The 23,849-nt window shown below is 72.8% G+C and carries 23 protein-coding genes; 11 read left to right on the top strand and 12 right to left on the bottom strand.

Annotated features, from left to right (window positions below; genetic code table 11):
• Positions 1-65: 65 nt before the first annotated feature.
• Positions 66-1,202, top strand: coding sequence for a hypothetical protein (locus JKJ07_RS26215; protein ID WP_202994419.1), 1,137 nt, complete (start codon positions 66-68; stop codon positions 1,200-1,202).
• On the opposite strand, the gene JKJ07_RS26220 is transcribed toward JKJ07_RS26215, so the two are convergent.
• Genes JKJ07_RS26220 through JKJ07_RS26230 form a run of 3 tightly spaced genes read right to left on the bottom strand, consistent with a single transcriptional unit; the run spans position 1,192 to position 4,246 of the window.
• A complete protein-coding gene (locus JKJ07_RS26220; protein WP_202994420.1) occupies positions 1,192-2,022 on the bottom strand; it encodes a carbohydrate ABC transporter permease in 831 nt (276 codons plus the stop codon). The two genes, JKJ07_RS26215 and JKJ07_RS26220, sit on opposite strands and share 11 nt — an antisense overlap.
• Positions 2,019-2,888, bottom strand: coding sequence for a carbohydrate ABC transporter permease (locus JKJ07_RS26225; protein WP_202994421.1), 870 nt, complete (start codon positions 2,886-2,888; stop codon positions 2,019-2,021). Before JKJ07_RS26225 ends, JKJ07_RS26220 begins: the two co-directional genes overlap by 4 nt.
• The gene (locus JKJ07_RS26230; protein WP_202994422.1) at positions 2,885-4,246 is read right to left on the bottom strand and encodes an extracellular solute-binding protein; all 1,362 of its coding nucleotides are present in this window, start codon (positions 4,244-4,246) and stop codon (positions 2,885-2,887) included. The genes JKJ07_RS26225 and JKJ07_RS26230 overlap by 4 nt, the downstream gene beginning before the upstream one ends.
• 123 nt (positions 4,247-4,369) lie before the next feature.
• Here JKJ07_RS26230 and JKJ07_RS26235 point away from each other — a divergent pair, with 123 nt between their 5' ends.
• Together JKJ07_RS26235 and JKJ07_RS26240 are read left to right on the top strand one after the other, a co-directional pair.
• Positions 4,370-5,347, top strand: a complete 978-nt coding sequence (locus JKJ07_RS26235; RefSeq protein ID WP_202994423.1) for a LacI family DNA-binding transcriptional regulator — start codon at positions 4,370-4,372, stop codon at positions 5,345-5,347.
• Positions 5,348-5,460: 113 nt separating this feature from the next.
• The gene (locus JKJ07_RS26240) at positions 5,461-7,638 is read left to right on the top strand and encodes an MMPL family transporter (RefSeq protein ID WP_202994424.1); all 2,178 of its coding nucleotides are present in this window, start codon (positions 5,461-5,463) and stop codon (positions 7,636-7,638) included.
• Here the strand turns inward: JKJ07_RS26240 and JKJ07_RS26245 are convergent.
• On the bottom strand, positions 7,635-8,765 hold the full coding sequence (locus JKJ07_RS26245) for an NAD(P)/FAD-dependent oxidoreductase (RefSeq protein WP_202994425.1): 1,131 nt from the start codon (positions 8,763-8,765) through the stop codon (positions 7,635-7,637). The genes JKJ07_RS26240 and JKJ07_RS26245 overlap by 4 nt on opposite strands.
• Positions 8,766-8,810: 45 nt before the next feature.
• Between JKJ07_RS26245 and JKJ07_RS26250 the strand changes: the two genes are divergently transcribed.
• Positions 8,811-9,320, top strand: coding sequence for an NUDIX hydrolase (locus tag JKJ07_RS26250; protein ID WP_202994426.1), 510 nt, complete (start codon positions 8,811-8,813; stop codon positions 9,318-9,320).
• Here the strand turns inward: JKJ07_RS26250 and JKJ07_RS26255 are convergent.
• The 5 genes from JKJ07_RS26255 to JKJ07_RS26275 all read right to left on the bottom strand — a co-directional run bounded on the left by JKJ07_RS26255 (position 9,317) and on the right by JKJ07_RS26275 (position 14,873).
• A complete protein-coding gene (locus JKJ07_RS26255; RefSeq protein ID WP_202994427.1) occupies positions 9,317-9,673 on the bottom strand; it encodes a GntR family transcriptional regulator in 357 nt (118 codons plus the stop codon). The two genes, JKJ07_RS26250 and JKJ07_RS26255, sit on opposite strands and share 4 nt — an antisense overlap.
• A complete protein-coding gene (locus JKJ07_RS26260) occupies positions 9,673-11,052 on the bottom strand; it encodes an MFS transporter (RefSeq protein ID WP_202994428.1) in 1,380 nt (459 codons plus the stop codon). The genes JKJ07_RS26255 and JKJ07_RS26260 overlap by 1 nt, the downstream gene beginning before the upstream one ends.
• A 79-nt stretch (positions 11,053-11,131) precedes the next feature.
• Entirely contained in the window at positions 11,132-11,623 is a 492-nt protein-coding gene (locus JKJ07_RS26265) for a hypothetical protein (protein WP_202994429.1), read from the bottom strand.
• The gene (locus tag JKJ07_RS26270; protein ID WP_202994430.1) at positions 11,620-13,425 is read right to left on the bottom strand and encodes a dynamin family protein; all 1,806 of its coding nucleotides are present in this window, start codon (positions 13,423-13,425) and stop codon (positions 11,620-11,622) included. The genes JKJ07_RS26265 and JKJ07_RS26270 overlap by 4 nt, the downstream gene beginning before the upstream one ends.
• Positions 13,422-14,873 (bottom strand): dynamin family protein, encoded by a 1,452-nt coding sequence (locus JKJ07_RS26275; RefSeq protein ID WP_236029871.1) that lies wholly within the window; start codon positions 14,871-14,873, stop codon positions 13,422-13,424. The genes JKJ07_RS26270 and JKJ07_RS26275 overlap by 4 nt, the downstream gene beginning before the upstream one ends.
• A gap of 239 nt (positions 14,874-15,112) precedes the next feature.
• On the opposite strand from JKJ07_RS26275, the gene JKJ07_RS26280 reads away from it, so the two are divergent.
• From JKJ07_RS26280 to JKJ07_RS26290, 3 genes are read left to right on the top strand one after another with little or no spacing between them, the layout of a single operon-like run.
• Positions 15,113-17,893 (top strand): LuxR C-terminal-related transcriptional regulator, encoded by a 2,781-nt coding sequence (locus tag JKJ07_RS26280; protein ID WP_307834413.1) that lies wholly within the window; start codon positions 15,113-15,115, stop codon positions 17,891-17,893.
• Positions 17,890-18,435: a LuxR family transcriptional regulator gene (locus JKJ07_RS26285; RefSeq protein ID WP_202994432.1), complete on the top strand. Its 546-nt coding sequence runs from the start codon at positions 17,890-17,892 to the stop codon at positions 18,433-18,435. Before JKJ07_RS26280 ends, JKJ07_RS26285 begins: the two co-directional genes overlap by 4 nt.
• A complete protein-coding gene (locus JKJ07_RS26290; protein WP_202994433.1) occupies positions 18,432-18,977 on the top strand; it encodes a histidine phosphatase family protein in 546 nt (181 codons plus the stop codon). Before JKJ07_RS26285 ends, JKJ07_RS26290 begins: the two co-directional genes overlap by 4 nt.
• Before the next feature lie 26 nt (positions 18,978-19,003).
• Here the strand turns inward: JKJ07_RS26290 and JKJ07_RS26295 are convergent, their stop codons facing one another.
• Positions 19,004-19,618: a GrpB family protein gene (locus tag JKJ07_RS26295; RefSeq protein ID WP_202994434.1), complete on the bottom strand. Its 615-nt coding sequence runs from the start codon at positions 19,616-19,618 to the stop codon at positions 19,004-19,006.
• Here JKJ07_RS26295 and JKJ07_RS26300 point away from each other — a divergent pair.
• On the top strand, positions 19,617-20,462 hold the full coding sequence (locus tag JKJ07_RS26300) for a dienelactone hydrolase family protein (RefSeq protein WP_202994435.1): 846 nt from the start codon (positions 19,617-19,619) through the stop codon (positions 20,460-20,462). The two genes, JKJ07_RS26295 and JKJ07_RS26300, sit on opposite strands and share 2 nt — an antisense overlap.
• On the opposite strand, the gene JKJ07_RS26305 is transcribed toward JKJ07_RS26300, so the two are convergent.
• Entirely contained in the window at positions 20,448-20,885 is a 438-nt protein-coding gene (locus JKJ07_RS26305; RefSeq protein ID WP_202994436.1) for a VOC family protein, read from the bottom strand. The genes JKJ07_RS26300 and JKJ07_RS26305 overlap by 15 nt on opposite strands.
• Positions 20,886-21,037: 152 nt before the next feature.
• Here JKJ07_RS26305 and JKJ07_RS26310 point away from each other — a divergent pair, with 152 nt between their 5' ends.
• The 3 genes from JKJ07_RS26310 to JKJ07_RS26320 all read left to right on the top strand — a co-directional run bounded on the left by JKJ07_RS26310 (position 21,038) and on the right by JKJ07_RS26320 (position 23,214).
• Complete coding sequence (locus JKJ07_RS26310; protein ID WP_307834414.1) at positions 21,038-21,628, top strand: hypothetical protein; 591 nt, start codon at positions 21,038-21,040, stop codon at positions 21,626-21,628.
• A gap of 71 nt (positions 21,629-21,699) precedes the next feature.
• The gene (locus JKJ07_RS26315; protein WP_202994437.1) at positions 21,700-22,551 is read left to right on the top strand and encodes a phosphotransferase family protein; all 852 of its coding nucleotides are present in this window, start codon (positions 21,700-21,702) and stop codon (positions 22,549-22,551) included.
• A gap of 21 nt (positions 22,552-22,572) precedes the next feature.
• Positions 22,573-23,214, top strand: a complete 642-nt coding sequence (locus JKJ07_RS26320; protein ID WP_202994438.1) for a DJ-1/PfpI family protein — start codon at positions 22,573-22,575, stop codon at positions 23,212-23,214.
• Here JKJ07_RS26320 and JKJ07_RS26325 read toward each other — a convergent pair.
• Positions 23,130-23,816, bottom strand: coding sequence for a HEAT repeat domain-containing protein (locus JKJ07_RS26325; protein WP_202994439.1), 687 nt, complete (start codon positions 23,814-23,816; stop codon positions 23,130-23,132). The genes JKJ07_RS26320 and JKJ07_RS26325 overlap by 85 nt on opposite strands.
• Between the last annotated feature and the right edge of the window lie 33 nt (positions 23,817-23,849).

Below are 23,849 nucleotides of genomic sequence, written 5' to 3' on the forward strand. Positions count from 1 at the left end.
GCTAGCCAGCCCCACCGACAATTCCGGGCCCCTCACCGTCTGCTGTGGACTGGTAGCGTCCGGGCATGCGTCGTCGTGGGGTTTTGATGCTTGCTGCGGGGTTGCCGTTCGTGGGGGCCGGGCTGGGAGGTGCGCCGGCCGGGGCCGCGGCTGTCGCAGGGCCGCCGCGGGGGCGGGTGGCCGGGTTGCTGGCGCGTGAGGATCATCTGGTGCGGCAGGCCAACAGGGATCGGCTGCGGGGGCTGGTGCTGCGGCTGAACTGGAAAGAAGCGCAGCTGGCGCAGGGCGCGGCCCTCAGTGAAGCAGCCACGGACGCGCTCGACCAGGCTGAGGCGCAGGCGGACACCCCCGCCGAGGACTATCCGTTCCTGAAGCTGCGCCTGGTGGCCGGGGTGGAGTCGCCGGACTGGGCGTTGCAGCTCGGCGAGGGTCCCATGACCGGCTGGGTGGACCCGGACGACGCCACCAAGACCTACACCGTCCCGCGGTGGTGGCAGCCTGAATTCCTCACCGCGTACGAGGGCTGGTTGTCCGCGGTCGCCGAGGAGCTGGCGGGGCGGCCGCGGTGGGCCGAGGTGACGGTGTCGGCGACCTGCACCCTGTTCGCGGAGCCGTGCGTCAAGCAGTTCGGGGTGGCGGCCAACCGGACCACCGCACGGTGCGCCGGCTACACGGACGCCAAGGACCAGAACGCGTTGAAGTGGGCGATGGCCGCCCACGACCGGGTCCTCTCGCCGCATGGCATCACGGCGTCGGTGGCGTACAACCCGTGGCAGACGCTCGACGGCTCCGGCGCGTTGAAGGTCTCCCCGGACACGACGATCGAGCTCATGGATCACCAGAAGGACACCATGGGCCCGTACGGGGTCTGGGCGAACAACTCTTTGAGCGCGCACTGGGTGGGCAGCGAGCCGGCGCAGAACCGGCCCGACTACCAGTCGATGTACGACCACATGACCACAGCCGCCCAGGCGGGGCATCCGGTGCAGTTCCAGACGGCGACCCTCCCCAAGATCCAGGAGGGGGCGGATGACGTACAGGGGTCGGTCTTCGCCACCGCGTCGTGGGCGACCCGCCACCACGCCGTGTCGGTCGAGTTGCCGCGGTTGTGGGAGCAGGACGCCGACGTGATCAACCAGGGTCGCGCCGACGCCCTCAACGACCAGTTCGAGGCCAATGCCGCGCGGACACTCAGCCTTTGACGGCTCCGGTGAGGCTGAACGCGCCGCCGAAGACGCGGGACATGGCGGTGTAGAGCAGCACCACCGGCAGGGTGTAGAGGATGGCGAACGCGGCCAGCTGGCCGTAGGCGACCTGGCCGTAGGTGGAGAAGAACGTGTAGATGGTGACCGACGCGGGCTGGCTGTCGGGGCTCTGCAGCAGGATGAACGGGACGAAGAAGTTGCCCCACTGGGTGACGAAGGTGAAGACGAACACGACGGTGAGGCCGGGGATCATCAGCGGCAGGATGATCCGGCGCAGCGACTGCAGCCAGCCCGCGCCGTCGGTCCAGGCCGCCTCCTCCAGTTCGACCGGCACCGAGTCCATGAAGTTCTTCATCATCCAGATCGCGAACGGCAGCGACGACGCGGCCATGAACAGGATCAGCGCGGGCACCGAGTCGGTGAGCTCGAACTGGCTGTACATGGTGTAGACGGGCACCATGACCGCGGTGATGGGCAGCCCGGTGGAGAACAGGATGCCATACAGGAAGATCCGGCCGAAACGGGAGCGGTATCGCGACAGCGGGTACGCCGCCAGGGTCGCCGCGAACACCGTGAGCAGGGCCGTCCCGCCCGAGATGATCAGTGAGTTGAGCACGGGCCGGAAGATGGTGTCGACGGTCAGCACGTCGGCGAAGTTGCGGAACGAGAACTCCCAGGTGATGTCGGCCGACAGGGCCGCGCCGGGCTGGATCGACGCGACGACCAGCCACAGGAACGGCAGGAAGAACGAGATGGCGACCAGGGCCAGCACGAGGTAAACAGCGAGCCGCATCGGGCCGCGGCGGGCGCCGGTCACAGGTTGTCCACCTTGATGAGCCGGACGTAGATCAGCGAGAAGATCGCGCCGATGACCAGCAGGACCAGGGCCATCGCGGTGCCGTAGCCGAGCTGGTAGAACTGGAACGACTCCTGATACATGTAGATCGGCGTGGTCGAGCTCTTGGTGCCGGGCCCGCCCTTGGTCATCACGTAGATCAGGCCGAACGCGGCCAGGGTCTGCAGGGTGATGAGCATCAGGTTGGTGACGATGGACCGGCGGATCAGCGGCAGGGTCACCGACCGCAGCCGCTGCCACGCCGACGCCCCGTCGACGGCCGCGGCCTCGTGCAGCTCGGGCGGCACGTCGTTGAGGGCGGCCTGATAGACCAGCATGGAGAACGCGGTGCCGCGCCACACGTTGGCCAGGATGACCGCCAGCATCGGCGTGGTGTAGAGCCAGTTCTGGTCGAGCCCGCCCCAGCCCAGGATGCCGTTGAGCGTGCCGTCGCGGTGCAGGTAGGAATACCAGCAGAAGCCGGCCACCACCTCGGGCACCGTCCAGGCGCTGATCACCAGGCCGCTGACCAGGCCCCGGGCGACCGGGTTGCGGCCGCGCAGCAGCAGCGCGATGAGCAGGCCCAGCGTGTTCTGCCCGATGACGGCCGAGCCGACCACGAAGACCAGGGTCAGCCACAGCGAGTTCCAGAACTGGGCGTCGTTCCACATCGTGACGAAGTTGTCGGCCCCGATGAAGTTGACGTCGGCCGAGCCGGTCAGCGCGACGTCGGTGAACGCGCTGTAGACGGCCCAGATCAGCGGTCCGGCGAAGAACACCGCGAGCAGCAGCAGGGCCGGGGCGAACGCCCCGATCCGGGCTGCCCGCGGTGCGGTGGCGGTCGTCATGAGGCGCTGGTCACCTTGTCGGGCCCGCCGACGGCCGAGGTGACCTGCTCGGCGAACGTCTTGGCGGCCTCGTCGACCGGGGCCTGACCGGTCATCACGGCCTCCATGGCGACTTGGATGGCGTTGGAGACGTTCGGGTAGTCCGGGTAGGCGGGCCGGAAATGGGTGACCTCGACCAGGTCGGTGAAGAACTCGAGCGACGGGTTGGACTCCAGGTAACGCGGGTCGGCGGCCACGTCCTTGCGCTCGGCGATCTGCCCGGCCGCGATGTCGTACTTGAGCGTGTTCTCCTTGTTCAGCATCGTGCTGACGAAGTCGAACGAGGCCTTCTTGTCGCCGGCGTTGGCGCCGACCGAGAGCAGCCAGCCGCCGGACATGCTGGTCTTGCCGGGCGCCTCCCCGGTCTGCGTGGGCATCGCGGCGTAGCCGAGCTTCTTGCTCCAGTCCGGCCACGGCTTGCTGCCGCTGTCGATCCAGGTGCTGCTGACCCAGGAGCCGTCGAGGCTGATGCCGAGCTTGCCGGTGGGGAACAGCTCGGTGTTGACCTTCGTGCCCCAGTTCGGGTCGAGGGCGTCCTGCGGGTCCGGCGCCAGCTTCTCGTCGAAGATCGTCTTGATGAAGGTGAGCGCGTCGGTGAAGCCCTTGCTCTGGACGATCCACTTCTTCTGCGCGTCGTCGTAGAGGGTGTGCTTGGTGCCGTACAGCAGCATCTCGAAGCCCTGCATCGTCGCGCCCTCGCCGGCGCCCTTGCCTGAGTAGACGTTGAGCGGGGTCACCCCGGGCACCTTCTGCTTGATGGTGCGGGCCGCGGCGAGCACGTCGTCCCAGCTCTTGGGTTCCCACGGCTCGGCGATGCCGGCCTTGGCGAAGACCGTCTTGTCGTACCAGAGGGCGCGGGTGTCGGTGCCCATCGGCACCCCGTACGTCTTGCCGTCCTGGGCCTTGCCGGCGGCCTTGGCGGCGTCGGTGAACTGGGCCCAGTCGGCCCAGCCGTTCAGGTATTCGTCGATGGGGGCGAGGAACCCGGCCTGGATGTCGGTGTTGATCAGGAACGTGTCCTCGTACATGACGTCGGGGGCGGTCTTGGGGGAGCGGTTCATCAGCGACAGCTTGGTGTAGTAGTCGTTCTCGGAGGCCTCGATCGGCACCAGCTCGACCGTGTACCCGGCGTGGGCCGCCTCGTACTCCTTCTTGACGTCCTGCAACTGCTGGTCGAGCTGGATGAACGTGCCGAACTTCTGGTAGGCGACGGTGATCGTCTTGTCGTCGTCACCGCCGCTGTCCGACCCGCCGCAGCCGGCCGAGGCCACGGTCAGGGTCAGCGCCGTGAGCGCGGCGAGAACGAGTTTGGGCCGCATCAGGACTCCTCTCGCGATCACAAGATCCATTGAGTATCGTCTCTGTAAACGTTCTCTGAAAACGTAATCAGATAGCCTTCACCGCGCAACAGTTATGACGGCCCGAGCTTGAAGGAGCGGACGTTGGCGCACCGGCGGCCCACGATGCACGACGTCGCGCGGGCGGCCGGGGTGAGCCCCGCGACGGTCTCGCGCGTGGTCAACAACGAGCGCTACATCCGGAAGGAGACCCGCGCCGCCGTCGAACAGGCCATCGCCGAGCTCGGCTTCGAGCGCAACGCGGCGGCCCGGTCGCTGCGCCCCGGGCAGACCACCAACACCGTCGCGCTGGTCATCGAGGACGCGGTCAACCCGTTCTGGTCGGCGGTCACCGACGGCGCGGAGGAGGTGGCCCGCCGCCACCAGCACATGCTCGTAGTGGCCAGCACCCGGCAGAGCTACGACCGCGAACGCGACCTGCTGCGCGACCTGGTGCTGCGCCGCCGGGTCGACGGGGTGCTGGTGGTGCCGACCGCGCACCCCCAGCGCGACCTGCACGCCGAGCTGAACCGGTGGGCGCCGATGGTGTTCCTGGACCGGACGCCGGCCGGGGTGCCCGCCGACGCGGTGGTGCTCGACAACCAGGGCGGCGCCCGCCGGGCCGTGGAGAGCCTGCTCGCCCAGGGCCACCGCCGCGTCGCCTACGTCGGCGGGGATCCGTCGGTCGGCACCGGCAAGTCCCGGCTGGCCGGCTACAAGCAGGCGCTCAAACGGGCCGGGCTGCCCTACGACCCGGCGCTGGTGCGGCTCAACGCGCACACCGTCGACGACGCCCGGGCCGCCGCCACGGGCCTGCTCGGCGACGCGGACGCGTTCTTCGCCGACAACAACCGCATGTGCGTGGGAGTGCTGCACGCCGTGCGGGGCGTGCGGGTCGGGGTGGCCGCCTTCGACGACATCGAGTTCGCCGACCTGCTGCCGCACCCGATCACACTGGTCACCTATGACGCGGGCGCGTTCGGCGCGCACGCCGCGGAGTTGCTGTTCGCCCGGATGACCGGCGCCGACACCCCGCCCAAACGCTCGGTCTACCACACCACCCTGGTCACCCGCGGCGGTTAGACCCGGCCGGGGCAAAGAGACTTTGGGGCGGTTTGGGAGGTTCCCGGCGGCCGCGGCGGACCGAACCGGCCAAACGGGCAGTGAGCGGGGCCGAAGTCGAGGAACGTGAAGCCATGGCTACATTCCTCTACCGGGTCGGCCGGTTCTGCTTCGGCCACCGCTGGGCGGTGCTGGGGGCCTGGGCCGGTGTGCTGGTCGCCGCGCTGGCGGGCATGGCGCTGCTGCAGAAGCCGACCAGCGACGCGTTCAGCATTCCCGGCACGCCCGCCCAGCAGGCCATCGACCTGCTGGCCGAGCGGTTCCCGCAGGCCGGCGCGCAGGCGTCGGGGGCCACCGCGCGGGTCGTGTTCTCCCAGCCCGGCAACAACACCCGGCTGAACCAGGAGGCCGTCGACCGGGCGGTCAACTCGCTCAAGGGACTGCCGCAGGTCGCCTCGGTCACCGGGCTGGCCCCCAACGCGGACGGCTCGGTGGCCTACACCCAGGTCACCTTCACCGTCCCGGCGGCCGAGCTGACCGGCGCGGCCCGTCAGGGGCTGGACGACGTGCTCATGTTCGCCCGCGCGGACGGGCTGATCGCCGAGGTCGGCGGGGACGCCGTGCAGAGCTCCGGGCACGCCCCGGTCGGCGAGGTCGTCGGGCTCATCGTGGCCGCCCTGGTGCTGATCGCCACGTTCCGCTCGCCCGCCGCGGCCGGGCTGCCGCTGCTGACCGCGATCATCGGGGTGGCGCTGGGGTTCGCCGGGATCGGCATCGCCACCCGGTTCGCCGACCTGTCCAGCACCACCAGCTCCCTGGCCATGATGCTGGGCCTGGCCGTGGCCATCGACTACGCCCTGTTCATCGTGTCGCGCTACCGCATCGAGCTGGCGCTGGGCCGCGACCGGATGGACGCGGCCGGGCGGGCGGCCGGCACCGCGGGCAACGCCGTCGTGTTCGCCGGCCTCACCGTGATCATCGCGCTGGCCGGGCTGGCCGTGGCCGGCATCCCGTTCCTGACCCAGATGGGCGTGGCCGCGGCCGGCACCGTGGCGGTGGCCGTCGTCATCGCGCTCACCCTGCTGCCGGCGTTGCTCGCCGTGGCCGGCCACAGGATCAACCCCGCGCCCGTACGGGACCGGCTCGGCAAGCCCGCGTTCGGGGTGTGGTGGGTGCGGCTGATCGCCCGCCGCCCGGTCGTGGCGCTGCTGGCCACGGTCATCGGGCTCGGCGTCGTCGCCATCCCCGCGCACGACCTGCGCCTGGGCCTGCCCACCGACGGCAGCGCGGCCGCCGACACCAGCCCCCGCCGCGCGTACGACCTGCTCACCGACGGGTTCGGGCCCGGGTTCAACGGGCCGCTGACCGTGCTGGCCACCCCGGGCACCTCGGTCGAGGGCCTGGCCGGGGTGGCCATGGTCGTCCCGTCGGCCACCAACGAGGCCGGCGACACCGAGATCCTGACCGTCATCCCGACGACCGGGCCGCAGGACGCCGCCACCGAGGACCTCGTGCACCGGCTCCGCAACACCTCCGGGGTCCTCGGGGTCACCGGCACCACGGCGATCAACGTGGACGTCAGCGAGAAGCTGTCCGGCGCGTTGCTGCCCTATCTGGCCCTGGTCGTCGGGCTGGCGTTCGTGCTGCTGGCCCTGGTGTTCCGCTCCCTGCTGGTCCCGCTGAAGGCGACTCTCGGGTTCCTGCTGTCGGTGGCGGCCACGTTCGGCGCGCTGGTGGCGGTGTTCCAGTGGGGGTGGCAGGCGTGGCTGCTCGGGATCACTCAGACCGGGCCGATCATCAGCTTCCTGCCGATCCTGCTCATCGGCATCGTGTTCGGCCTGGCCATGGACTACCAGGTGTTCCTGGTGACCCGCATGCGGGAGGACTTCGTGCACGGCGCCCCGGCCCGGCAGGCCGTGGTCTCCGGTTTCGGGCACGGCGCCCGGGTCGTCACCGCCGCCGCGCTGATCATGATGAGTGTGTTCTTCGGGTTCATGCTCGGCCCCGAGGCGATCATCAAGTCGATCGGGTTCGGGCTCGGCGTGGCCATCCTGTTCGACGCGATCGTGGTCCGGATGATCCTCGTGCCGGCCGTGATGCTGCTGGTCGGCAAGGCCGCGTGGTGGCTGCCGGGATGGCTCGACCGGGTGCTGCCCGACGTCGACGTCGAGGGCGAGAAACTGGCCCGCCACCTCGACGAGCACCCGCCCCCGGCCGACCCGCTGCGCTACGACCACGCCGAGCCGCGCGACCTCACCCGCACCGGCGAGGCCCCGGAGACGATCGAGTCCGCCGGCAGCCGCCCGATCTAGGCGGGCTGCGCCGCGGCCAGCAGGCGGGCCCGGGCCGGGTCACCGGCCCACGACGGGACGCGGTAGGCGCCGGGGTGGCGGGCCTCCAGGGTGAGCTGCCAGACCGTGCCGCGGCAGACGAACTCCTTCAGGACGGCCCCGGCGCGGCCCGCGACGTGCGCGCCGACGGCCCGGTCGTCGCGGCGGGCGAACTGGAAGATGCCGGACCGGCGGCCCAGGCTGATGCACTGGCCCAGGAAACCGGCCACGAACGGGCGCGGGTCCGCACCGGCGAGGCGGGCCAGGACGGTGTCCGCGGCGGCCACGCCCAGCGGGCCCGCGGCCTGGCAGCTCATCCGCAGCGGCCGCCCGGACGGTGCCGCCGCGTCCCCGGCGGCGACGATGCGCGACGAGGTCACGCTGGTCAGGGTCTCGTCGGTGAGCAACCGGCCGCCGGGGTCGACGGCGAGGCCGCTGCGAGTGGCCAGGTCCGGCACGCGGAAACCGGCGGCCCACACGGTGACCGGGCTCGGCAGCACCCGGCCGTCGGCCAGCTCCACCGTGGCGGGGCCGACCGCGGCGACCCGGGCGTCGACCAGGGACACGCCGAGCCGGGTCAGGGTCGCGGCCACCGTGCGGCGCCCGCGCTCGTGCAGGTAGGGGCCGAGCTCGCCGATCAGCGTCACCGGGCGGCCCTGCTCGGCCAGTTCGGCGGCGGTCTCGATGCCGGTCGGGCCCGCCCCGGCCACGGTCACCGCCGCCGGCCCGGCCGCGCGCAGGCGTTGCGCCTCGGCCAGCGACGCGACGCAGAACGCGTGGGGCGGGGCCGCGCCGGTGCTGCCGGCGGCGTACACCAGGTAGTCGTAGCCGAGCGTGGCGCCGGTGGCCAGGGTGACGGTCCTGGCGGCGGCGTCGACGGTGGTGACGTCGCCGACCACCACCCGTACGCGGGGGGAAAGGATCTTCGCGAAGCCGACGGTCGCGGCGGCGGTGCCCGCGACGAGCTGGTGCAGCCGGATCCGCTCGACGAACACCGGCTGCGCGTTGATCAAAGTGATCCGCACGCCGGCGCGGCGGGTCAGGCGGTTGGCGGCCATCACACCCGCGTAGCCGCCACCGATCACGATCACGTTCGAGGTCGCTGTCATGCACCTGCGTCACCGGGGCTTGTGGTTCTGTGACAGCGTGGGCGCATGCCGATCTCTCCCTACATCACCGGGCTGCGCGCCCACGTCGGTCACGACCTGTTGCTGCTGCCCGGGGCCAGCGGGGTCGTACGCGACGCCGACGGCCGGATCCTGCTGCTCAAGAGGTCCGACAACGGCCGGTGGTCGCTGCCCGCGGGCATGATCGACCCGGGGGAGCAGCCGGCCGACGCGGCCCTGCGGGAGATCTTCGAGGAGACCGGGGTCGTCGCGGAGATCGAGCGGCTCGGCGGGGTCGCCATGCACGCCGCGCAATACCCGAACGGCGACCAGTGCGAATACCTGGCCGTCTGGTTCCGCTGCCGCGCCGTCGGCGGTGAGGCCCGCCCGGACGGTGACGAGTCGCTCGAGGTGGGCTGGTTCGCGCCGGACGAGCTGCCCGAGGTGGGCGGGCTGACGAAGCTGCGGATCGAGACGACCGCCGACCCGGACGGCCCGCCGTGGTTCGCCCGGCCCGGCGACGTGCACACCGAGCTGGGCCACACCCACGGCCTCTAAAGCTCCAGGGCCGCCCGCACGAGCGCCAGCGCCGTCTCGGGCGGCACCCCCAGAGCCTTCACCCTTTCCGCGTACGCGGCGGCGGCCTTCTGCGCCTGGGCCGAGGTGCCCGCCGCGCGAGCGGTGACGACCGTCCCGAGCCGGCCCCGCGTCTCCACGAGACCGGCCAGTTCGAGCTCCCGGTACGCCCTAGCCACCGTGTTCGCCGCCAGCCCCAGCTCGGCGGCCAGGACCCGTACGGGGGGAAGCTTTTGACCTGCCGCCAGCTGCCCGCCCGCGGCCAGCTCGGCGATGCGCAACCGCACCTGCTCGTACGGAGGTGTGGCCGAGCCGGGGTCGATGACGATCTGCATCAGATCAGTGTGGGGGGTGTGTTGCCGGCGGCGGTGATGGCGCGGCGGATCGGCACCAGGGCCAGCAGGATGCCGCCGGCGACGAAGAACACGACCAGGCTGATGATGCCGAGCCGGTAGCTGTCGGTGAGCTGGAAGATCACACCGAACAGCAGCGGGCCGAGCCAGCTGGTGCCCTTGTCGCTGATCTCGTAGAAGCCGTAGTACTCGCCTTCCTTGCCCTCGGGGATGAGCTGGGAGAACAGGCTGCGGCTGAGCGCCTGGCTGCCGCCGAGCACGATGCCGATGCCCGCGCCGAGCAGCATGAACGGCAGCGGCTGACCGGCCGGCAGCCAGTACGCGGCGGCGATCACGACCAGCCACAGGGCGAGGCTGAGCAGGATCGTCTTGCGGGCGCCGATCCGCGCGGCCAGCGCGCCCAGCATCAGCGCCCCGCCGAACGCGAGGAACTGCACGATCAGGATGGTCACGATCAGCGTGGACTGGGTGAGGTCGAGCTCCTCGCTGCCGAACTGGGCGGCCAGGGCGATCACGGTCTGGATGCCGTCGTTGTAGACCAGGAACGCCAGCAGGAAGAACAACGTCAGCGGGTACGCCCGCAGGTTGCGCAGCGTGTGGCCGAGCTGTTTGAACCCGTCGGTCAGCACGTTGCCGCGCGCGTCGACCGCGGCGCCGGTGGCGGGGTGCTCACGCAGCCAGCGCAGCGGGATCAGGGTGAACACGGCCCACCACACACCGGCGCTGACGATGCAGAACCGGGCGATGTCCATGGTGCGCTGATCGTCGCCGTCGATCGACAGGATCATCACGGCGACCAGGTTCGCGGCCAGCAGCAGCCCGCCACCCAGATAGCCCAGCGCCCAGCCGCGGCTGGACACCTTGTCGCGTTCGTCGGGGCCGGCCAGCTGCGGCAGGAACGAGTTGTAGACCACCACGGCGGCGCCGAACGCGATGTTGGCGATCAGGAACAGCAGCCCGCCCAGCAGATAACGGTCGCCGGTCACGAACACCATGCCGATGGTGGCGGCCGCGCCGAGGAACGCCGCCCCGGCCAGCAGCGGCTTCTTGCGCGGGGCGCGGTCGGCGATCGCCCCCATGATCGGCAGCACGAACACCGTCAGGAACACCGACAAGGAGACCACGTACGGGTAGAAGGAGCCCGCGGCGATGGTGAGGCCGAACGGGTGGACCCGGCCGGTGCAGTCGTCGGTGCCCAGGGGGCAGCCGGCGGCGATCTCGGCGGTGGTGGTCAGGAACGGGCCGAGGAAGACGGTCAGGACGGTCGTGGAGAAGGCCGAGTTGGCCCAGTCGTAGAAATACCAGCCCGTACGCTCCCGGCGCGCGGTGGCGGGAGGCAGGGCGGTGCCGGGTGCGGCCATGTGGTCGGCTCCAGGTCTCGTGGCGTGGCGAGACGGAACTATGCCATCTGACTCCGACCGAAAGGGAGAGGCCGGATACTCAGTTTTCCTGCCACCAGCGGGCCAGGGTGCTGGTGGCCGGGTCCTCCGCGTCGGCCAGGGCGGCCCACGGGTCCTGGGCCGGGGGCAGGTCGACACCGGCGTACTCGGCGAGCTCCTCCGCCCGTACGGGCTCGGGGGTCTCGGCCAGGGCGGCGGCGGGCACCACACCGAGGCTGCCCGTGTCGATCCAGGGGAAACCGTCGACGGGTTCGGGCAGCTCACCGACGTCGACCGCGGGCGGGAACACGTCGAGCGGGTCGTCGGCGGCGATGTCGAGCGCCGCCGCGTGGTCCTCGACCGGCAGCGGGTCGTCGGGCACGACCTCCTCGTGGTGCACCTCGGGCACGTGGAACTCCGGCGTGTCGAAGTGCTGGTCCTCGTACGACACGGGGTCGACCAGGTGACTGAAGTCGTCGTGCGTGTCGTGCCCGTCGGGCGTGTCGAAGATCGGGAAGTCTTCGTGGTCGCCGAAGTCGTGGTGGTCGCTCATCGGTTCTCCTCGTCGTGCGGCACGGGCGTGAGCGCCCGGGCCTTGGCCAGCACCGCATCGGCGGCGCGCAGCTTCGCGCGTACGGCGTCCAGCTCCTGCTGGGCTCCGGCGCGCCGCTTCGACCGGCCGGCCGCGTCCTCGGCGGCGGCGGCGTCGATCTCGGCGATGTGCGCGTCCAGGTCTTTGAGCCGCTTCTCGACGGCGTCGTCGACGGCGACGGACAGGGCGTATTGCAGGTCGGTGAAACGGTTGGCGATCTCGTCGGCCAGCGCGGCCCGGGCCTCGCCGAGCACGTCCCGCAGCCAGATCCGGGCCTGCTGCCGGTCGGTCTGCACCCGCCGGCGATACAACACATACCCGCCGGCGGCCAGGCCCAGCCCGATCCCGGCGACCGGGATGAGCAGGCCGCCCCCGACGGCCAGCACGGACGCGCCGAGCATCGCGCCCCGGCCGGCCATGAAGGCGATACCGCCCGCGGACAGGGCGATCAGCAGGTTGTCGGCGGAGCCGTCGCGCGGCGGGCTGGCGTCCATGGCGTGGCGCAGGGTCGCGTTGAGCCGGCCCAGCATGGCGGCCCGCTCGGACTCGTCGAACACCGACGCCAGGACCTTCTCCCCGACGGCGGCGAACGTGGTCTCGAGCTGCTCGGACAGCTGCACGGCGACGGCCTGCAGCTCGGCGTCGAGATGCTCGGGCAGCTGGGCCAGCACCTCACCGCGGCCCTTGTCGATGCGCTCGCTGAACTCCTGCTGCACGGCGGCGATCCGGGTGCGTAGCTGCCCGACGGTCTCGACCCGGGCCCGCTGGGTCTCGGTGGACAGCAGCAGCGTCCACTGCCGCGACTCGGTGCGCTTGCGGGCGGCCAGGGCGGCTCGTTCGGCGCGGATCTGCGCGGTGCGCACCGGGTCGGCCTCCACCGCCCGTACGGAATCCTGGGCGGACTCCTCCAGACGGGCCAGCTCGCCGCGGGCAGCTCTCAGCACGTTGGCCAGCTGCAGCTGATGCCCCCGCCCGGCCAGCTCGACCAGCGCGTGCTGCAGCTCGGCGATCTTCGACGCGTCGACCAGGGCGGCCTGATCGTCGGGGCCCGCCTGCACGGCCAGCTCGGCCAGCGCCGACGACACCGCGAACCAGGACGCCTCGGCGAACCGGGGGGCGTGCGCGCGCAGCAGGGCCTGGTTGTCGTCGAGGATGCGCCGCCACCCCGGAAACCCGTCGATCTTGGTGAGGGCGAACACCACCGAGTCGACGCGTTCGCTGGCGGCGACCAGGAAATCGAGCTCGGGCTGCGACAGCGGGGCCGACGCGTCGGCGACGAACAGCAGCGCCGTGGCCCGGTCGACCGCGGCCAGGGCGACGGCGGTGTGCGCCGGGTCGAGCCCGCCCACGCCGGGAGTGTCGAGCAGGCTGACGTAGCGCAGCATCGGCGCCGGGTGGGTGACCTCGATGCGACGGGCCCGCTGGGCGCCGGTGGCCCACTCGGCCAGGCTGTCGATCACGACGGGGTCGGCCGAGCCGGGCAGCCACGCCCGCGCGCTCAGCTGCTCGCCGGGCACGAACTGCAGGTAGGTGGCGGTGGCGACGGCGGCGTCGACCGGGGACAGGCCGGGCACACCGAGCAGGGCGTTGATCAGGGAGCTCTTGCCGCGTTTGGTCTCGCCGACCACCACGACCTCGGGGCGGGTGAGCCGGCGGCGGCGCAGCTCGGCCAGCTCGGCCCCGGCGTCGGGGTCGTGGGTGCGCACGTACGCCAACGTGTCGTTCACCGTGCGGTCAAGCAACGGCGTCAGGTCTGTGCTCATGCGCGCACCTGCTGGGCCAGGATGTGGAAGCCGCGCTGGGCGACCTGGGCGACGCGGGACTGGGCGGGGCCGGCGCCGGCGACCGCGTAGACCCGCCACCGGTTCGCCGCGGCGACGGCGGCGGTGGCCAGCTCGTCGACGCCGGCTTCGGGCAGCCGCAGGATCCAGCGCGGATCCTCCGAGGTGGCCAGCCGGGTCAGTTCCTGCTCCCATTCCCTCGGCAGCGGCACCGCGCCGGTGGCGACCCGCTGGGCGGCGTCGAGCAGCCGCAGCCGGTGGTAGGCGGGGTTGCGCAGCAGCCGCTCGACCCCGTCGCGCAGCCTCTCGCGGTCGCCCTCGTCGCGGGTGTGCCCGGCCAGGCGCTCGAGCCGCGACAACGCCCACCCGGCCTTGATCGCGTCGGAGCGCCACCGGAACGTCTCCTCCAGGGTGTGCCGCAGCCGCGGGAACCCGGACGCGGCGACCAGCCGGCGCACCAGCTCGCCGGTGGACACGCGCGGGTCGGCGGCCAGCTGGGCCAGGGCGAACCCGATGCCGTACAGGTCGAGCAGCTGCAGCAGCCGCTCACGGTGCTCGGGGTCGACGGGGGCGGGCCGGCTGCGGAACAGGTCGACCGACGCCAGCATGATCTTCAGCTGGGCGGCGGGCAGCTCGGCCAGGCGCTGCAGGGCGTCACGGTCGGCGCCGGTGAGCCGCCCCGACTCGCCGGTCTCGGCCAGCAACCCGACCACCGGCACGACGTCGGACACCGTACGGGCCAGCAGCGCGGCCTGCTGCTCGGCCAGCGGCGCGGCGACGGGCCACGGGTCGCCGGCCCCGCCGACCAGGGTGTCGGCCTTGCCGAACACGCCGAGCGCGTTGATCGGGGTGGACGCGAGCCGGGCCGACGCGTCGCGGAAAGCTTCCAGCGCCCGTACGTCGTCGGCCCGCACCGCCTGGGTGAACACGTAGACGACGGCCTCGGCCGCGGCGACCTCCCCGGCCGAGTCGGCGTCGATGTCGGCGTCGAACGGGGCGGTCGAGGTGCCCACGGCCTCCTCGGCGCGGGCGCTGACCACCGTGTCGGTCGAGGCCAGGCCGGGGGTGTCGACCACGGTCAGGTCGCGCAGCTTCTCACTGGTCAGGGTGACGTCGACATACGCGACGCGGGAGGCGGGCACCCCGAGCCGCTGCGGGATCATCCCGTCGTCGTCGAGCGGCAGGCTCTTGCGCTCGCCGTCGCGGCACACCACGTCGACCCGGTCGGCCGGCCCGTACCGGAAGCGGGTGACCACCCGGGTGCACTCGCCGACGGCGGTCGGGGCCACCCGGCGCCCGATCAACGCGTTGACGAGTGTCGACTTTCCGGCTTTCAGGCGGCCGGCGATCGCAACGCGTAACGGCTCGCCGAGACGGTCACGGATCTGAATGAGCTGGCCACCGGCCTCTGAACCGACCCGCGATGCCATTTCGTCACAGAGCGTCGCTACGCTGGCGCTCAGCGGGCCGCTCACCATGACTCGTCAGCCAGGCACACTGTCGGGGAGAATGTGCTGACCACGGCCGGTGTCACTGAGACCCTCCCCATCGCGAAAAGGGGCGGGCCTCAAGGTCGCCCGCCGCGGGTCCAGCCTACGGACAGCGCACGAGCAGGGGATCCCGTGTTCGTGCCACGCACACCGAAGTGATCTCGGGGGAAGGGGACCAGGTGGCGGAAGCGCTGCATCAGGCCGCCGCCATGCTGCACCGTCCCGGTCTTGTCGTGCTGACCGGCCCGCCCGGCTGCGGGCGCAGCACGGCGCTGCGCGAGCTCGCGGCCGCCGCGCCGGGCCCGGTGCACAGCGGCGGCGGGCTGGCGATGCTGCAGACCGTGCCCGCGCTCGCGTTGTCGCGGGCGGTGCGGGCCCGGCTGCCCGCCCACGACGTGCACCTGCTGGCCGAGGCCGTGCGCTCGCGGGTGCGGGCCGGGCTGCTGGTCCTCGACGACATCCAGTACGCGGACGCGGCCACCCTGGCCGCGCTGCCGCTGCTGGCCGCGCACTGCCGGGTGCTGGTCGCGCTGCGCACCCCGCACCGGCTGCCGGGCGCCGCGCAGGACGCGCTGCGGGCCGCCGCCACGGCGTGGGTGGAAGTGCCGCCGCTGACCCGTGACGCCGCGCTCGAGCTGGCCCGGCGCAGCGCGGGCAACCTTGAGCAGGCCGTGCTGGAAGCGGTGGTCGACCGGGCCGGGGGCAACCCGCTCGCGGTGACGGCGCTGGCCCGGCAGGCGGCCACAGCGAAACCGGCGGCGGGGCAGGGCATCGACCAGGTGGCGTACGCGATCGCGACCGCGCTGGCCGATCTGCCTCGGCCGGCCCGTACGGCGCTGGCCGCGCTTGGGTTGCTGGGTCGGCCCGCCCCGGCGGCGCTGCTCGGGCCGGGCGCAACCGACCTGCTCGCGGCCGGCCTGGTCACCGGCGTCTCTTCCACCGCCTCCGCCAGCACTCACTCCGCCGGCGCTTCATCTGCGGGCGCTTCCTCTCCCGCCATCTCTTCTCCCGGCGTTTCTTCCGCTGACGCTTCCTTCGCCGGCGCCTCTACTAGCACTTCCTCTCCTGGCACCCCCTTTACCACCACCCCCTCCGCCGCCACTTCCCCTCCTGGCGCTTCTTATCCCGGCGGAGATGAACTGGTGCCGGTGTCGACGTATGTGGCGGAGACAGCGGCCGGGTTGCTCGACGCGGCCGCCCGGGTTGAGCTGCACACTCGGCTGGCCGAGCTGACCCCACCGGCGGAGGCGGCCCGGCATCTGGCCGCGGCCGGCGACCTGGTCGGGGCGCACCGGCGGGCCCTGGTGGCAGCGGACCAGACCTCCGGTGGCGACCGGGCGGCGTTGCTGCTGTTCGCCTGCGAGCTGGACGTGGCGATCGACCCCCGGGTGCGGCTGGCGGCGGCCGACGCGTTGCTGACCGCTGGGCAGGCTTCGGCCGCGGCCCGGGTGCTGGTGGCGCCCGAGCCGCTGGGACCCGAGGCCGACGTGCTCCGGGGTGAGGCGTTGCTGCAGGCCGGCGACTATGTGGCGGCCCGTACGGCCGTACGGGCAGTGCCCGACGCCGCGACCGGGCCGGTGCTCGCCGGGCGAGACCGGGTGTTGCTGCTGGCCGAGCTGGCTTCGGACCCGTCAGGGGCGCAGGACCTCGCGGGCAAGGTCGCCGCGCGGCATCCGCACCCGTCGCCGGGAGTGGCGGCCGCCCTCGCCGCGGTGCAGGCCCGGCTGCGGGCGCCCGGGTGGGATGCGGCCCTGGCCGACGCGGCCCGGTCGGCGGACCCGCTGATAGGGCGGTGGTCGGCGTGGCTGCTCGTGGAGCAGCTGGCCGCGGACGGGCGCCTGAGCGAGTCGGCCGATGTGGCGCTGGCCGCGGCGCGCGAGAGCGGGGACGCCCTTGCTTATGGGTGGCAGACCCGGTTCACGGCGGCGGCCGATTGGGCGCTGGCGTTGCGGGGTTCGATCGAGGGCTCCGTGGTCGACCCCGCGGCCACTTCGTCCGGCGTTGCGGCCTCCCATGGCGCAGCCTCCGGGGGCGCCGTCTCGGGGGTCGCGGCTTCCTCGCCCGGCCTCTACGCGGCTGCTCCCTCTGATGCCGTCTCCGGGGCCGCTGCCTCCGGCGGTGGCGCCTGGGACGGGGCTGACGGGGTTCTGCGCCGGGCGTCCAACCTGGCCGACCGGGCCCTGCCCGACGAGGCTCGCGGCTATGCGATCGCCGCGACGGCGCTGATCGAGGCCGACACCGGGCTGCTCGCCGCGGCCCGCGCCCACCTGGATGCCGCGCCCGCGCATCCGGCGGCGGCGTGGGTGGCGCAGGAGACGGCGTGGCTCGACGGGCAACCGGACCGGGCGCTGGGTGGCCCGTCCGAGGTGGACGGGTTGCTGGCCGGGCTGCACGCGATCACCGCCCGGTGGGCCGCGCACGACCTGGGTGACCTGTCGGCGCCGCCGATTCCGGGCGGGCTTCCCGCGGCCGCCCGGCGTACGCTGACCGCCTGGGCCACCGGCACCGGCTTCACCGCCGCCGCCGAGGGCTGGAAGACGATCGCCCTGCGCGAGCGCATCCGGTGCCTGATCGCCGCCGGGGTGACCGACACCGACGCGGCGCGGGCCGTCGCGGCGCTGCTGTCGGCCGAGCAACTGGCCGACGCGGCCGGGCTGACCGTGCTGGCCGGCCGGGCCCGCCGCGGGTTGCGCCGCCACAACGTGCACCGCGACACCCGCAGCCCCCGTTCCGGGCAGCAACTGACCCGCCGTGAGACCGACGTCCTGCGGCTGGTCGCGGCCGGCGAACCCACTCGCCGGATCGCCGGCCAGCTCGGCATCTCCGCCGAGACGGTCGACACCCACATTCGCGCCGGCATGCGCAAGCTCGGCGCCCGGACCCGAACGGAAGCCGCCGCCCTGGCCTTCACCCATCTCTCACCCGATGACATGTCTGACACGCTCAAGGATGGCCGGTGACCAGACAGCCCGACGCTCCCCGCCACGTCGTCGCCAACGCCGGCGACGCCGACACCGTGCTGAGACGGCTCACCCGCGACGGCTGGGTGGCCCGCGACGGCTTCGCCCTGCCCGACCCGGCCTGGGACGTCACCGGCAGCCGCCTGGTGCTGCACGGCCGTATCGGCGACCCCGACACCCTGCAACTGGCCGTGCTGGCCGCGGCCCGCGGCGCCGGGATCGTCGCCGTCTGCGACGTCGAGTCGCCGCTGGGCCGGGCCCTGATCGACGACCTGGCCCGGCTCGGCCCGGTGCAGCACGGCGCGGCCGAACCGGTCGACGGCAACAACGCCGTGGCCGACCTGGTGCCCGAGCAGCGGGCCCTGCTCGACCGGCTCGCGGCGGGCGACACCATCGCCGCGGCCGCCGCCGCCGAATTCCTGTCCCTGCGCACCGCGAACCGGCGCATCGCCGAGGCGCGGGCCCTGTTCGGGGTGCGCACCACCCGAGAGGCCGTCCTGGCGTACCTGCGTCAGCGCGGCGCCCCGCCCCGCTCCCATTGATCCGCCTCGGCTCCGGCTCGGCCGCCACCGAGCCCGTCCGGCTGATCCTCGTGCGGCACGCCATGCCGGTCACCGACCCGGCGATCCCACCCCACCGCTGGCGCCTGGCCGCCCCGGTCTCCCTCTCCTCGCCGCCCCGCGACCATCCCGCTCGCCCCGGCTCTTCTGCCTTGCCGCGCGGCGCCTACCTGGTCGCCAGCAGCGAGACCAAGGCCGCCCAGACGCTGTCCTTCGATCGGCCGCTGCCCCAGGACGCGGGTTTCGACGAGGTGCGCCGGCCGCACGAGTGGCGCGACGACCACCGCGAGCGCGCCCGCGCGTACGTGGAAGGGTTGCCGCATCCGGGCTGGGAGCCGCACGCCGCGGTGGTGGCCCGCTTCGAGGCCGCGCTCGCCCGCCACGCCGAGCTGGCCGCGGGCCGTGCGCTGGTGGTCGGCACCCATGGGATGGCGATGACGTGCTGGCTATGGTCGCGGGCGTTGGTCACCGACCCCGGTTCGTTCTGGGCGGCGCTGAGGTTCCCGGACGTCATCGAGGTTTGAGGGCAGCCGCAGCTGAGCCTCGGGCGTTACCCGGCTTGGAGGCCCGCCCGGCGCAGCATGTCGACGATGACGGCGGCCTTGGCGTGCACGTAGTTGGCCATCGACATCGGGTGGGCGGCGGCCGCGGCGTGCTTGGCGGCGGCGTACGTGTCCCGGTCGGCGGGGTGGGTGCGCAGCCAGTCGCGCAGGATCAGGTGGCGCAGGTGCTCGTCGCAGCCGGGGCCGAACACGTGCAGGGTGACGTCGTGATTGTCGTTCCACAGGCCGCGGTGCTCGTACCAGTGGGGTTCGCGGGTGCGCAGCGTGTACCCGGCTGTGGCCAGGGCGGGCACGTACGCGTCCTCGTCGGCGGGGTCGGCCACGATCAGGTCGATGTCGACGCGGTCCTTGGCGGGCAGCCCGGGTACGGCCGTGGAGCCGATGTGTTCGACGGTCAGGGCGCGGGGGCCGAGCGCGTTCCGGATCTTCGCCGCTTCCGTGTCGTAGCGGGCGGGCCAGCGGGGATCGTACGGGCTGATCGTGATGGGTTTGGTGACCTCGGCGGGGCGGTTGCCGACGGCCCGGTGCGCCATCTGCTCGGGGGTCAGCGGCGGGGCGGGGGCGGGCAGGGGTGGCAGGCGCATGCCAGCATGATCGCTCATGGACGCACCTTGGAAGCGGCTGCTCGGGCCGTGGCCACCCCGACCTGTGCTCGAGCCGCGCGTGCTGGAGAGCGTCGACTGCGGACCGTACACGCGGGAGAAGGTCGTTTACGCGGGGATCCCGGCCTACGTGTGTGTGCCGAAGGGGTTGACCGGGCCGGCGCCGGCGGTGTTCTGCCATCACCAGCACGCCGGGCAGTTCGACCTGGGCAAGAGCGAGGTGGTGGGGCTGCGCGGCCACCCGGACCAGGCGTACGCGGCGGAGCTGGCCGGGCGCGGGTTCGTGACGATCGCGCCCGACGCTCTCGGGTTCGAGGAACGCAACTGGAGCCCGGACGGCGCGGGCAACGTGTCGTGGTGGGAGCTGTCGACCCGGCTCGTCCGCGGGGAGACGCTGCTGGCGGCGTGCCTGCGGGACATCTCGACCGCCCTGGACTATCTCGAGACCCGGGTCGAGGTCGACGCGGCCCGGATCGGGTTCCTCGGCCACTCGTACGGCGGGCGGATGGCCCTGTGGGCGCCGGCGTTCGACCCGCGGATCGTGGCGTCGGTGTCGAACTGCGGCTGCATCCCGTTCCGCCTGTCGGCCACCCACGACACGGGTGTGCAGGCCGAGACGGTGGTGCCCGGCTTCGCCGCCGCCCACGACCTGGAGGACGTGCTCGCCGCCTACCCGTCGTCGACCTCACTGCTCATCTCGGCCACCACCGGCGACAAGTGGAGCCGCGGGGCGCGGGAGGTCGCCGGGGACCGGGCCGAGCTCGCCCTCTACGACGGCGGGCACGTCTTCACCCCGGCGATGCGGGCCCGCGCCTACGACTTCCTGACCTCAGAACTTCACTAGCGCGCCCCGCTCGTCGAAGACCGCGTCACCGTTCCAGGCGATCTCCCACCGGTTGCCCTCGGGGTCGGCGATGTAGCCCGAACGGCCGCCCCAGGGCCGGTCGACGGGCTCGGCCACCGCGGTCGCCCCGGCGATCAGGGCGGCCCGATACGCCGGGTCGACGTCGTCGCGGGAGTCCACGTTGCAGGCCAGGCTGATCCCGTTCCACGCGCCGAGCTCGCCCGGTGGCCCGGGAACGGCCTCGGCGGCCAGCTCACCGATCGGATAGAGGGCCAGCAGCACCCCGCCGAGCAGGAACGAGGAGAACTCGTCGCTCGAGCCTTCCCGCTCGGGCCAGCCGAGCCGGCTGTAGAAGGCGCGCAGGCTGCTCATGTCACGGGCGCCGAGGGTCACGACGGTCAGTCTCGGGGGAATCGCACTCATGCCGGCCATCTTGCCGTGGGGGTACGACAGGTTCCGCACTACCCTGTGATCACGTGAAACACACCGTGAACCGGGCCCGCCCACCGGGGGACCACCACCCTACGCCGGGCTTGTCAAATCCCGCGGAAGTTATCCACAGGGGACTCGACGGGGTGTTCTGGATCGGCGGTGGCAGTGGCGCGGGCAAAAGTACCATCGCCCGGGCGCTGGCCGGCCGGCACGGGCTGGGCCTGTACGACACCGACGCCGTGATGCGCGAGCACGCCGCGCGGGCCGATCCGCGTAGTTGCCCCCAGCTCGCGGCATTCATGAGAATGTCCATGGACGAGCGGTGGCTGCGACCGCCTTCGACCATGCTGGAGACGTTCCACTGGTTCCGCGGCGAAGGCTTCGACCTGATCCTCGACGACCTCCGCGACCACCCGAAGCCGGTGATCGCCGAGGGGTTCCGGCTGCTGCCCGCCCTCGTGCCGCAGCCGGCCAGAGCGGTCTGGCTGCTGCCGACACCCGAGTTCCGGCGGGCCGCGTTCGACAGCCGCGGCTCCACGTGGCAGCTCGCCGCCCGCACGACCGACCCGCCGCGGGCCCTGGCCGGGCTGCTCGAACGCGACCGCATGTTCACCGACCGGCTGCGCGCCGAGACCCGCGAGCGGGGCCTGCCGGCGATCGAGGTCGAGCCGGGGATGACCGAAACCGATCTGACCGACCGGGTCGCCGGCCTGCTCGGGCTGACGGATGCCTGACACCACCGGGTGACGGCGAGGCGGTAGGGTCGTCGCGCTATGCGAAATGCCGTCACCGGGCGGGGGCCGAAGTGACTGAAGCCGTCCGTCGCGCCTGGCCGCGATCGGCCCGTCTGGACGCGCCGCTGATCCTCGAACGCATCGCCGAGATCACTGGCGTGCGGCTGGTGCTGGAGGGCCCGGCCGCCGGGGGTGAGGTCGGCGCGGCCTACGTGCGCTGGCCCGACGGCCGCCGGTCCGTGCTGACCGAGGGCCGTTCCCGCAGCGGCCCCCTGGTCGACCGGGCCCGCCAGGCGGGGGTGCCGACCGCCCGGCACGAGCTGGCCGCCCACGTCGACGGGCGGCGCGTCATCGTGCAGCAACGCCTGCCCGGCAGCCCGCCGCACAAACCCGACGCCCACCTCGTCCGGCAGATGATCGCCATCAACGACCGGATGGCCGGGCTGCTGGCCGACGTGCCCGCCCCCACCCCCGGCGAGCTGCACCTGACCGCCGACGGGCCCGGCTTCTGCCTGCACCAGCCCCTCGCCGAGCACAGCACCCGCACGGCGGCCCTGCTCGAGCGCATCCACCGGATCGGCGCCGACGGCCCGGTCCTGGCCGGCGACGACCTCGTGCACATGGACTTCCACCCCGGCAACGTGCTCGTCGACACCCAGGGCCGGGTCACCGGCCTGATCGACTGGGACGGCGCCACCCGCGGCGACCGCCTGTTCGACCTGGTCACCCTCCGCTTCGTGCTCACCGGCGGCGGCCCCGGCCTGCTCGGCCCCCTCGACCAGCGCCTGGCCGGGGTCTCCGCGCACCGGTACAACGCGTACTGGGCCCACATGAGCCTGCGCATGGTCGACTGGTCGATCCGCCACCACGACGCGGCCGCCGTCGACCACTGGCTCGACGTCGCCGAGCCCGGCTTCCGCTGACCGACCACCACCGGAGGTTCCATGCAGATCGCTGTGCTGCTCTTCGACCGGCTCACCGCCTTGGACGCGGTCGGCCCGTACGAGGTCCTCGCCCACCTGCCCCGAGCGCAGGTCGTCTTCACCGCCGAACGCCGTGGACCGGTGCGTACGGAGGTCGGCAGCCTGGCCCTGACCGCCGACGCCACCCTGGCCGAGGTGACCCGGCCCGACGTCGTGGTGGTGCCCGGCGGCCCCGGCCAGCGCGCCCACATGCACGACAGCCCGATCCTCGACTGGCTGCGCGCCGTCGACGCCACCAGCACGTGGACCACCTCGGTGTGCACCGGCTCGCTGCTGCTGGCCGCGGCCGGGCTGCTCACCGGCCGCCGCGCCACCACCCACTGGCTGGCCCACGACCAGCTCGCCCCGCTGGGCGTCGTCCCGGTCACCGAACGCGTCGTCACCGACGGCAAATACGTGACCGCGGCCGGGGTGTCCGCCGGCCTCGACATGGCGTTCACCCTGGCCGGCCGCATCGCCGGGGACACGGTGACCCAGGCGATCCAGCTCGCCCACGAATACGACCCGCAACCGCCGTATCAGGCCGGCTCACCGGACAAGGCACCCCGCGAGGTGCTCGCCGCGGTCCGCTCCCGCAAAGAGTTCATCCTGCGAGGGCCCTGACACTGCTCACCCGCCCAGCCGGCCCGGGTGAGCAGGTCCGCCGCGGCCATCCGGACGTTCGGGTGCTCGTCGCGCAACAGTTCCCGGGCGGCCGGCCCGTACGTGGTCTCGTCGTCGCTGACCCGCAGCAGGTGGACCAACGCCCGGCGCCGGACCAGACTGTCCGGATCCTTCAGGGCCGACGCCAGCACCGGCGCAGCCCCGGCGTCGAGCTCGGCCAGGGTCCGGATCGCGTCCATCCGCACCCCGCGGTCGGGGTCGCAGGTCACGGCCCGGACCAGCGCCTCCCGGGCACGATCGGTGAGCGGGAGGCGTCCGCCCAGGGTGTAGGCAGCGGCCTGCCGCTCGCAGGAACTACCGGAGGTGGACAGCACGTCGGCGAGCTCGTCCGGGCTGCCGGGAGCCTGGTGGCGGAAGTCGGGGATCAGCTTGCCGTCGGGCAGCGAGTCGAGCCAGTGCTCGTAGGCGGCCACTCGTTCTTCGCTGAGCGCGGCCCCCAGGCGCCGGCCGCCGGGGGCCCGGACGACGGTTCGCGGGCGGGGAACAGGCTCTGTGCAGGCGGCGGCCAGTTTGGCTCGGATGCGGGCGACGATGTCGTCCATGACGCTTCTTTCCCGGAGGTGGCGTCACCTTAC

It is taken from the genome of Paractinoplanes lichenicola, assembly GCF_016785085.1.
Taxonomy (GTDB): Bacteria; Actinomycetota; Actinomycetes; order Mycobacteriales; family Micromonosporaceae; genus Actinoplanes; species Actinoplanes lichenicola.